Here is a 9,318-nt window from a genome sequence, read left to right as displayed (position 1 = left end):
CTCTACTTTACCGCTCTGTGCAGAAACCTCTACACAATTGTTCTGGGAAGGTTGAGCAATAGGTTCAAAAGCCTCGAGCCTACTTACCGTATCAAGAAATTCATCTTCCACTTCATCGCTGTTCCTGCCAAGTGGGTCAGACACTCAGGTCAATGGTGCCTCCGCTTATACAGTGGCGTACCTTGAAAAACCTTATAGACCGACCCAAAAACAATTGATCGTATTGGTAGAAGATTGCCTAGCCTGCATAAGTGGGGTGTGAACACCTGCCCCAAAAATGGCCGCCTAATAACATCGGGCAATACATGGCCTAAAAATATAAAAGAAACGAATGGTTTTTTTTTATAAACTCAATATCCCGATTGGAAAATGTCCTATAATATAGGAAATTGGCAAAATATACATACACTTGCGGATTTTAGGAGCTATCGGGAGGGAATCTAAATACAGAATTTCGGTTTTTGACCTTTTTAGGTCAAAATGAAACCAGCGAAATACCTCTATGTCCCGATAGCTATCGGGACTGCCTCGAGGATAGTTGGTTTCAAGAAATTCTTTATTTTGTCTTTAACCGATGTATTAGTATATCATAATCACATCCATATTGCATTTTAAAACATTCAATATTAGTTATTTATATTTTTTTTGAAATAAAATTTGAATTTAGTCCGAAAGTTTTTATTCAATTAGGCATCTAAATATAAAATCAAATAGATAATCTAAAAAATATATATAACATGAGAAAGCTTCTATTATTAATCTGTACTTTAAGTTTTAGTATAACTTATTCTCAACCCCCTGGTGGCGGTGGTGGACAACGAGGTCAGGGTGGCGGACAAGGTGGTCAAATGCAAGAAAGACCACAAAGAGAAGTACAAGAATTTGATGCTTCAAAAATGGCAGGTATTTTTACTTATGATGATGCTATCGTTATCAAAAAATTAAAAATTAAAAAGAAGCATGAGGAGTTAATTCTTGATGTTAGAAAAGCCATCGCAAATTATAATAGAAATGTTCAAGAAATAGGTCTATTAAATAAAGATAATTTTGATACTTTAAATGTATATGTGAATGCCATTATGAAAGCATCTATGGCTAGTCGTGGTCAAAATAGGGGCAACCAACAAATGAATAGTAGAAGTAGTGATGATAGGGGTGAAGAGAATAACCCTATGCGAGAGGCTATGGAATTGGCAAAAGAAAAAATAAATCCGGCCAGAGAAGCTGTAAAAGAGGAAGAAGGTAAGTTGAATAAAAGCTTAGAAACTATACTTAATGAGAAGCAGTATAAAAAATGGTTAAAGTACCAAGAAGATGTTAAAGAAGCTTTGAAACCTAAACAAGAATCGAACGACCAAAATAACCAAATGAGAGGTCAAGGAGGCGGTAGAATGGGAGGGCCTCCAGGTGGTGGGATGCGCTAATTTAGCCTGAGTTTGCCTTTAAAATGGTTTTGTTTTAAACTCTGATTAGTTTAAGTGTATTTCAATAAAAGCTTTAAGTTTTGTCCAAGTATCTAATAACTCTAAGCCTGTCCATCCATGACCAGCATCTGGATATAATGTAAACTCATGGGTTACGCCTAAACTCTCTAATTTATCACGCATATCGGTGCCTTGTGTTGTTGGAATTAAAGGGTCTTGTCCACCATAAAATAAAATGGTTGGTGGAGATAAATCTGTTGCGCGGTGATATGGGCTGGTTTCTTCTAAGTACGATATTTCCGGATTTGTACCATACAAATCCAGTAACTCTTGCAAATCTGGATTAGCGTTATTTAAATATGCAGGATCTGTAAAATTAGTCGGTCCAACAATACTACATACCATATCTACATTTTTGTTAGAATCGAATCCATAACTCCAAAGTAAAGACAGGTGTGCACCGGCGCTTATACCAATAAAGCCTAAATCGTTAGATATAGTGTAATATTCATCATTGTCTTTCAAATAGTTTATTATAGATGTAATGTCATCAATTTGCATTGGATACGGTTGGTTGTTTTCATCTGCCAATCTATAGTTAATGTTTACAATCGCGATTTCGGGAAAATCCTGTTGAATTAATCCTTTAATCAAATTCATATCACTTTTATCACCAGAAGACCACCCACCACCATGTACTAAAACCATGATTTTTGTATTCATAGATCTGTTGGCTGGTAAGTACAAATCGAATTTTTGATCTTCATCAGCCCCATAAGTTACATTTAATGCCTCATAGTATTTTGATGCGTCTAAAGCATTTTCTGTTGTAGCATCATCTGCCGTTTCATTTGAACAACTCCAAAAAGCGATCACTAAGAATATATAAGTTATATGTTTCATAAAAAAAATAGTATTTATTTTGCAAACGAAAAAACAATATACATATTATGGCAGAGTTTTTCAGAATTTATGAAGAAAATCCTAATCCTAGAGAGATTGAAAGGGTTGTGGCTATTCTAAAAAAAGGAGGACTTATTATTTACCCCACCGATACGGTGTATGGTTTAGGCTGTGATATAACTAATTTAAAAGCTTTAGAGCGTGTTGCAAAAATAAAGGGAATCAAACTTGAAAAATCCAGTTTTTCGTTTGTATGTCATGATTTAAGTAATCTGAGCGATTATGTTAAGCAAATAGATACATCGACTTTTAAAATATTGAAGCGCGCACTTCCCGGGCCTTATACATTTATTCTTCCCGGTTCTAAATCCTTACCAAATCCGTTTAAAAAAAGAAAGACTGTTGGTATTCGCGTACCGGGTAACAACATCGCTTTAGAAATTGTTAAACAACTGGGAAACCCAATTATATCTACCTCCATACGTGACGATGACGAAGTTGTTGAATACATGACCGATCCTGAATTAATTTTAGAAAAGTGGGATAATTTAGTTGATTTGGTGATTGATGCCGGTTATGGAGACAATGAAGCTTCTACGGTTATTGATTTGTCTGAAAACGAACCCGTAGTTATTAGAGAAGGTAAGGGGAGTCTAGAGATTTTTTAATCTTTGTGTTTAGATACGTTTTTTAGTTCAGTTAATTATATATCCTAAATTTGGCATATCCACAATAACCCTATCGAATTTTAATTGGTATAGGGTACCGTCTCTGTTGAATCTACTGTATGTCCCCATTTTTCTATATAGAAAGCCCCTTTTAAAAATTTATCGTCCAAACGGTTGAGCTCCTCGTAGAGTAGCCCTTCTAAGTTTTTAGTAATTGATTTAAAATCAGGGTTTCCTGTAAGATTATTTAATTGATAAGGGTCTTTTGCATTATCAAAAAGCAACCAATCACCAGACAAATCTTTAGCATAAGTATATCTTTTAGTTATTACTCCTCTAAACTCTTTGCCTCCCTTACTTCTTTTTCCTTGTCCAAAGGGCTGTATGCAGCTTACAAGTGAAGCTTCTCTAGTATCTTCTTTTTTACCAGTAATCACATCTGTTATATCTTCACCATCTAGACCAGTAGGTACATTTATTCCAGACATCCCTAACATAGTAGGCAAAATATCCAATGTGTTAAATAGAAAATCACTTTTCTTTCCTTTTTTTCCTAGCAATGCTGGATATTTTATAATTAAAGGGACTTTGGTTGATTCTTCAAGTATTTTTTGCTTTTTTGTTTGCCCATGGCTATTAATCATATCTCCATGATCGGAAGTGAAAACAAAAATAGTGTTGTTTTCAATATTACTGCACTTAATAGCATCCTGTAATTCACTAATGTAACTATCAAGTGCAGAACAATGTGCATAATAACCCTTTAGCAGAGTTTTTGTTTTTTCAGCTAATTCTTCCGGGACGTTTGGTCTTAACTGTATATCAGTATTTTTGTATAAATCCTGGAATTCTTTAGGCGCAGTTTGATATGGTGCATGCGGTGGCCCCCAAGAAAGCATTAAACAAAAGGGCTTTTTATTTTTTGATTGTTCTTCTATATATGCAATGGCGTCTTTAGTTTGAAGCTCTGCATCATACCCTTCCCATTGATGTAGTTTATCATCATTACTCCAATAATTTGAGTTATTGTAGCTATGAGAGCAATTTAATGCTTTCCAATATTCGAAGCCTTGTCGCCGCTCTTTTGGTATGAATGCCGAGCGATTGTTACCATCTAGATGCCATTTTCCAATGTAAGCGGTATTGTATCCTTGTTCACTAAATAATTTTGCAAAACTCTTGGAGTCTGGATCAAGCAAAACATCATTCATGAACATACCATTTTTTAATACATATTGACCTGTTAACATCATAGATCTAAAAGGAGTGCATACTGGAGCAGTTGAAATGGCGTTTGAAAAATAAACACCCTCTGAAGCAAGTTTATCAATATTAGGAGTTATAACATCTGGGTTGCCACTATATCCTAGTGACTGCGCTCTCCATTGATCGGCAAAAACAAATACGATATTAGGCTTTTCTACTTTTTTACTACATGAAATAATGAATAATGACAAAAGGGTTATAAGTATATTGACTTTCATTTTATTTACGCTAAAGATCATTTGAAGTCTAATTAGGAAGAATTATTAAAATAAGGGAGTATTAGTTATGATAAAACGGACTTTTTTTAGCGATCACAGCTAAATACAGAAACACGATACCTTGACCATACTGTGAATGCTAAGTAAAAATACAATTCTTAAAACAATTTAGCATAAAAAAAAAGCCCAACTTTACAAGTTGAGCTTTTTAAATATTTTTTATTTTTTAAAACTGAATTAGTTTCCTCCAGCTTCTAAGTTTTTCATTTCTTTTTCAATCATGTCATAAAACTGATCGATTTTAGGAAGTACTACAATACGTGTACGTCTATTTTTTGATTTGTTTTCAGCAGTATCGTTATCTACTAATGGTACATATGAGCTACGTCCAGCAGCAATTAATCGACCAGGATTTACATCTAAAGTCTCAAGAACTCTAATAATCGATGTAGAACGCTTAACACTTAAATCCCAGTTGTCTAATAAAGGATCTTTTCTGTAAGGTACATTATCTGTGTGACCTTCTACCATACATTCAAAATCTGGCTTACTGTTTACTACTTTAGCTACTTTAGCAAGTACATCTTTAGCTTTGCTTGTTACATTATAGCTACCGCTTTTAAATAATAATTTATCGGCTATAGAAATAAACACAACGCCTTTTTCTACATTGACTTCTATGTCTGGGTCGTTTATACCAACTTCACGCTTAAAGCTTGTAACTAACGCTAATGTAACACTGTCTTTCTTAGTGATAGCATCTTGTAAACGTGTGATTTTAAGATCTTTTTCTTTAATACTTTCTAATGTTTTCTCTATATTGCTAGCTCCTTTTGCAGATAGGACTTGTAAATTGTCGTTACTTTTACGTAAATCTTCTATTTGCTCTTCTAGAGCAGTAGCTCTTGCAGTTGCAGAAGCTTTATCTGCGATACAAGTATTTAATTTTACTGTTGTTGAGTTGAGTAAATCTTGAGTTTCCTTCTGTTTTGCTTCAAGGTCTGTATATTGTTTTTTAGAAATACAAGAGCTAAAAAGAAGCGTTGTAGATAAGCTAAGTAATAAAAATCTTTTCATAATGTGGATTGTGGATTATAATTCCTTAAAAATATTGATTGGACAAAAATATGCAAAAAACGTCTAATTTTAATAATGTTAACAAAACTTTTACTAACATTATTGTAAACCATTGAATATGGTAATCTTATTTACGAAATAATCAAATACAATGGATGTTCTTTGATAATGTTTTATTTTATTTTTTGTAGATTTTCGTTGTTTTAATAGTCTTCTTAGATTATTGTAAAACCCAAAATGCGCTTTTACTATTGCCATAGTATGCTTTGGCTTTAATTCTAGCAGAAACTTTATTCCCGCAATACCATCAAAAATTAATCTAACGACTATTAAAGGTAGTAATAACCCCTTCGCATTTTTAATTAATGCAAATAAGCTATTTCTAAAATTTAGATAAGTCTTTTTAGGATTTGTATTACTGAGTGTAGCACCTCCCACATGATAAACCTCAGATTGACCAATATATTTTATGTTGTATCCCGAATTTTTGGCTCGCCAACATAAATCTATTTCTTCCATATGGGCAAAAAAATACTCGTCAAACCCATTAAGTTGCCGAAATACATTTTTTCTAATAAAGAAACAGGCTCCAGATGCCCAAAATATTTCAGAGGTGTCATCGTATTGATTTGTGTCTTTTTCTATAGTATTAAAAATACGGCCTCTGCAATATGGATAACCATATTTATCTACAAAGCCACCCGCAGCACCAGCGTATTCAAAATGATCTTTCTTTTTATAGTCTAATAGTTTGGGTTGAATAATGGCAGTATTGATTTCTTGAGTAAAGGTTTCAATAATAGGAGATAGCCAGTTTTTAGTAACTTCTACATCGCTATTAAGTAAACAAAAAACATCTGCTTCTATATGTTTTAGCGCATCATTATATCCTTTTGCGTATCCTCCGTTTTCTTTGTTTTCAATTATTTTTATAGTTGGATAAGTCATTTTTACAAAAGACACAGAATCATCAGTTGAGGCATTATCTGCTACATATATAGTGGCTTCTTCAGAATGTTCAATGACAGATGGTAAAAACTGCTCTAATAACTTTTTACCATTCCAATTTAGTATGACAATTGCTAGTTTCAAAAATGTTGTTTAAGGTTTATTCCCAATATTTGTTTTCTATTAATTATAAATTTACCGACCACTGAATACTGATTACTGACCACCGACCACTGATTACTGACCACTGGTCTCTACCCACTATAATCAGGGATTTCTTTTAAAAAATTATAGCGTTCATTTTCAAAATCCATTTGGCAATAATAATGATTTAATCCGTTGGTAACCATTAAATACGTAGCATTTAATTCTAAATTATAGCGTGCTATTTGATCGAATGTATCTTGATTTATAGCAATTTTAGGCGCCTTACATTCTACTATTAGGTGAATGCTTCCATTAGAATTGTATATTACAATATCATATCGTTTTCTTAAAGAATTAACAATCAATTCTTTTTCAACGTTAATTAACGATTTAGGATACCCTTTGTTATGTATTAAATATTGAACACAGTGCTGACGCACCCATTCTTCAGGCTGTAAAATCACAAATTTTTTACGAATACTATCGAAAATAGAAATTTTATTTTCGCTACTTTTGAATCGAAACGAAAACTTTGGAAAATTAAGCTCTTGCATGAATGCATACAGATTTTTTTCAAAGTTAAGTCACAAAACGAGAAATCACAATATTCAAACGTCAAATCCCAATAAAATATAATTTATATAAGGGATTTAGAGTTTGTAATTTGAAAATTTAGTACAGTTTGGACGAAGTCAAGCAATTAGTTACCGATATAAAGAATAAAAAACTGAAGCCTATTTACTTTTTAATGGGAGAGGAGTCTTATTATATTGACAAGATCTCCGATTTTATTGAAAACACCATTTTAGCAGAAGAAGAACGTGGTTTTAACCAAATGGTTTTATATGGTAGGGATGTAACAGTTGAAGATATTGTTAGTAATGCGAAACGTTACCCGATGATGGCAGAATATCAAGTTGTTATAGTTAAAGAAGCCCAAGATTTATCGCGAACTATTGAAAAACTGGCATCTTATGCGGAAAATCCACAACCTACAACTATTTTAGTGGTAAATTATAAGTATAAAAAGATCGATAAACGTAAGTCGCTTTATAAAACCTTAAAAAAAAGAGGTATCGTTTACGAAAGCAAAAAACTTTACGAAAATCAGGTTGCCGATTGGATTCGTCGTGTATTATCGCCTAAAAACTATTCTATTTCACCAAAAGCAGCACAAATGCTGGTTGAGTTTTTGGGAACGGATTTAAGCAAAATAAATAATGAGCTGGAAAAGCTTCAGATTATTTTACCAAAAGGAACTCAAATATCACCAGAACAAATTGAAGATAATATAGGAATAAGTAAGGATTATAATAATTTTGAATTGCGTAAAGCTATTGGCGAAAAAAATAGGATTAAAGCGTATCGAATAGTTAATTATTTTGCTGAAAACCCTAAGGATAACCCCATGGTTGTAACAGTTTCTTTATTGTTTAATTTCTTTTCACAATTGCTTCATTTTCATGGATTAAATGATAAGTCGCCTCGAAACGTGGCATCTGCTTTAAAAATAAACCCCTATTTTGTAAATGAATATATTGCAGCAGCGAGACATTACCCCATGCGAAAAGTAAGTGCTGTAGTTTCTACATTAAGAACATTTGATGTTAAGAGTAAAGGAGTAGGAGCTAATGCGGTACCTCAGGGAGATTTATTAAAAGAATTGTTAGTAAAAATATTATCATAAATCAAATGAGTGTAGAAATTCACGAAAGCTGGAAACCTTATTTAGAAACAGAGTTTGGTAAACCTTATTTTAAAGATTTAATAAATTTTGTTAGATCAGAATACAAATCACATACTTGTTTCCCTCCCGGAAAACAAATTTTTAATGCTTTTAATCATTGTCATTTCGATGATGTAAAAGTGGTTATTATAGGTCAAGACCCCTATCATGGTTTCGGACAAGCTAACGGATTGTGTTTTTCTGTTAATGATGGAACGGCTCATCCTCCTTCATTGATTAATATTTTTAAAGAGATAGAAACAGACTTAGGAATTGCATATCCCCAAAGCGGCAATCTTATGCGTTGGGCAGATCAAGGTGTTTTATTATTGAATGCGACATTAACCGTGAGAGCACATCAAGCGGGGAGCCACCAAAAAAAAGGTTGGGAAATGTTTACTGATGCTACTATAAAAACTATAAGTGACAACAAAGAAAATATTGTGTTTTTACTCTGGGGCGGGTATGCTAAGCAAAAAATTAAGTTGATAAACGCGAATAAGCATAATGTGCTAACTTCCGGGCATCCTTCACCATTAAGCGCTAATAGAGGCTATTGGTTTGGCAACAAACATTTTAGTAAGACTAACTTCCTGTTGGAGCAAGTCTCTCAGGCTCCTGTTCGATGGTAACACGAGGGGTGAGTACCACTGGTTTTTTGCCTGGCTTCGTAGTTCTATCTATTTTATTAGAACTAAATTTTAGTAATAAAAGATTAATTATTACAAGTACTGTGAGGGATAAAGTAATTGTTAGTAACATAACTTTTGGGGTTTAGATATCGGCGAAAATATCATTTTAATCGATAAAAAACAAATATAACCGATTAAATTAAATTTCTAGACAAAAATACGAAATAAAAGACTACATGCAATAAGTATAAGTACTTATTTCAATTTTTAATATATTGACAATATTTTGCATGTATATTTATGTCTTTA

At 33.0% G+C, this 9,318-nt stretch carries 9 protein-coding genes; 4 read left to right on the top strand and 5 right to left on the bottom strand.

Annotated elements, in window-relative coordinates; all coding sequences use genetic code 11:
- Window positions 1-737 precede the first annotated feature (737 nt).
- Window positions 738-1,424 (top strand): hypothetical protein, encoded by a 687-nt coding sequence (locus tag Q4Q35_RS17115; protein WP_303279243.1) that lies wholly within the window; start codon window positions 738-740, stop codon window positions 1,422-1,424.
- A gap of 45 nt (window positions 1,425-1,469) precedes the next feature.
- Here the strand turns inward: Q4Q35_RS17115 and Q4Q35_RS17110 are convergent, their stop codons facing one another.
- On the bottom strand, window positions 1,470-2,345 hold the full coding sequence (locus Q4Q35_RS17110; RefSeq protein WP_303279244.1) for an alpha/beta hydrolase: 876 nt from the start codon (window positions 2,343-2,345) through the stop codon (window positions 1,470-1,472).
- A gap of 29 nt (window positions 2,346-2,374) precedes the next feature.
- On the opposite strand from Q4Q35_RS17110, the gene Q4Q35_RS17105 reads away from it, so the two are divergent.
- Complete coding sequence (locus Q4Q35_RS17105; RefSeq protein WP_303279242.1) at window positions 2,375-2,995, top strand: L-threonylcarbamoyladenylate synthase; 621 nt, start codon at window positions 2,375-2,377, stop codon at window positions 2,993-2,995.
- A gap of 80 nt (window positions 2,996-3,075) precedes the next feature.
- On the opposite strand, the gene Q4Q35_RS17100 is transcribed toward Q4Q35_RS17105, so the two are convergent.
- The 4 genes from Q4Q35_RS17100 to Q4Q35_RS17085 form a co-directional block, all read right to left on the bottom strand.
- The gene (locus Q4Q35_RS17100; protein ID WP_303279241.1) at window positions 3,076-4,479 is read right to left on the bottom strand and encodes a sulfatase family protein; all 1,404 of its coding nucleotides are present in this window, start codon (window positions 4,477-4,479) and stop codon (window positions 3,076-3,078) included.
- Window positions 4,480-4,716: 237 nt separating this feature from the next.
- Window positions 4,717-5,556: an OmpA/MotB family protein gene (locus Q4Q35_RS17095; RefSeq protein WP_303279240.1), complete on the bottom strand. Its 840-nt coding sequence runs from the start codon at window positions 5,554-5,556 to the stop codon at window positions 4,717-4,719.
- 99 nt (window positions 5,557-5,655) lie between these two features.
- Window positions 5,656-6,648 carry a glycosyltransferase family 2 protein gene (locus Q4Q35_RS17090; RefSeq protein ID WP_303279239.1) on the bottom strand — a complete coding sequence of 331 codons (993 nt, stop codon included), beginning with the start codon at window positions 6,646-6,648 and terminating at the stop codon, window positions 5,656-5,658.
- Window positions 6,649-6,758: 110 nt separating this feature from the next.
- Window positions 6,759-7,205 (bottom strand): type I restriction enzyme HsdR N-terminal domain-containing protein, encoded by a 447-nt coding sequence (locus Q4Q35_RS17085; protein WP_303279238.1) that lies wholly within the window; start codon window positions 7,203-7,205, stop codon window positions 6,759-6,761.
- Window positions 7,206-7,333: 128 nt separating this feature from the next.
- On the opposite strand from Q4Q35_RS17085, the gene holA reads away from it, so the two are divergent.
- The gene (gene holA, locus Q4Q35_RS17080) at window positions 7,334-8,338 is read left to right on the top strand and encodes a DNA polymerase III subunit delta (protein WP_303279237.1); all 1,005 of its coding nucleotides are present in this window, start codon (window positions 7,334-7,336) and stop codon (window positions 8,336-8,338) included.
- Window positions 8,339-8,343: 5 nt separating this feature from the next.
- Window positions 8,344-9,009 (top strand): uracil-DNA glycosylase, encoded by a 666-nt coding sequence (locus Q4Q35_RS17075; RefSeq protein ID WP_303279236.1) that lies wholly within the window; start codon window positions 8,344-8,346, stop codon window positions 9,007-9,009.
- Window positions 9,010-9,318: the final 309 nt, after the last annotated feature.

Origin of the sequence: Flavivirga aquimarina, from assembly GCF_030540835.1 — a bacterium.
In the GTDB taxonomy this organism is placed as follows: domain Bacteria; phylum Bacteroidota; class Bacteroidia; order Flavobacteriales; family Flavobacteriaceae; genus Flavivirga; species Flavivirga aquimarina.
The sequence above is the reverse complement of the archived record's forward strand: the minus strand, read 5'-3'. Positions and strand labels throughout refer to the sequence as shown.

Coding starts and splice junctions, on each gene's coding strand:
- Q4Q35_RS17100 (WP_303279241.1), bottom strand. CDS start 4,479: ATGAAAGTCAATATACTTATAACCCTTTTGTCATTATTCATTATTTCA.
- Q4Q35_RS17085 (WP_303279238.1), bottom strand. CDS start 7,205: ATGCAAGAGCTTAATTTTCCAAAGTTTTCGTTTCGATTCAAAAGTAGC.
- Q4Q35_RS17105 (WP_303279242.1), top strand. CDS start 2,375: ATGGCAGAGTTTTTCAGAATTTATGAAGAAAATCCTAATCCTAGAGAG.
- Q4Q35_RS17095 (WP_303279240.1), bottom strand. CDS start 5,556: ATGAAAAGATTTTTATTACTTAGCTTATCTACAACGCTTCTTTTTAGC.
- Q4Q35_RS17115 (WP_303279243.1), top strand. CDS start 738: ATGAGAAAGCTTCTATTATTAATCTGTACTTTAAGTTTTAGTATAACT.
- Q4Q35_RS17075 (WP_303279236.1), top strand. CDS start 8,344: ATGAGTGTAGAAATTCACGAAAGCTGGAAACCTTATTTAGAAACAGAG.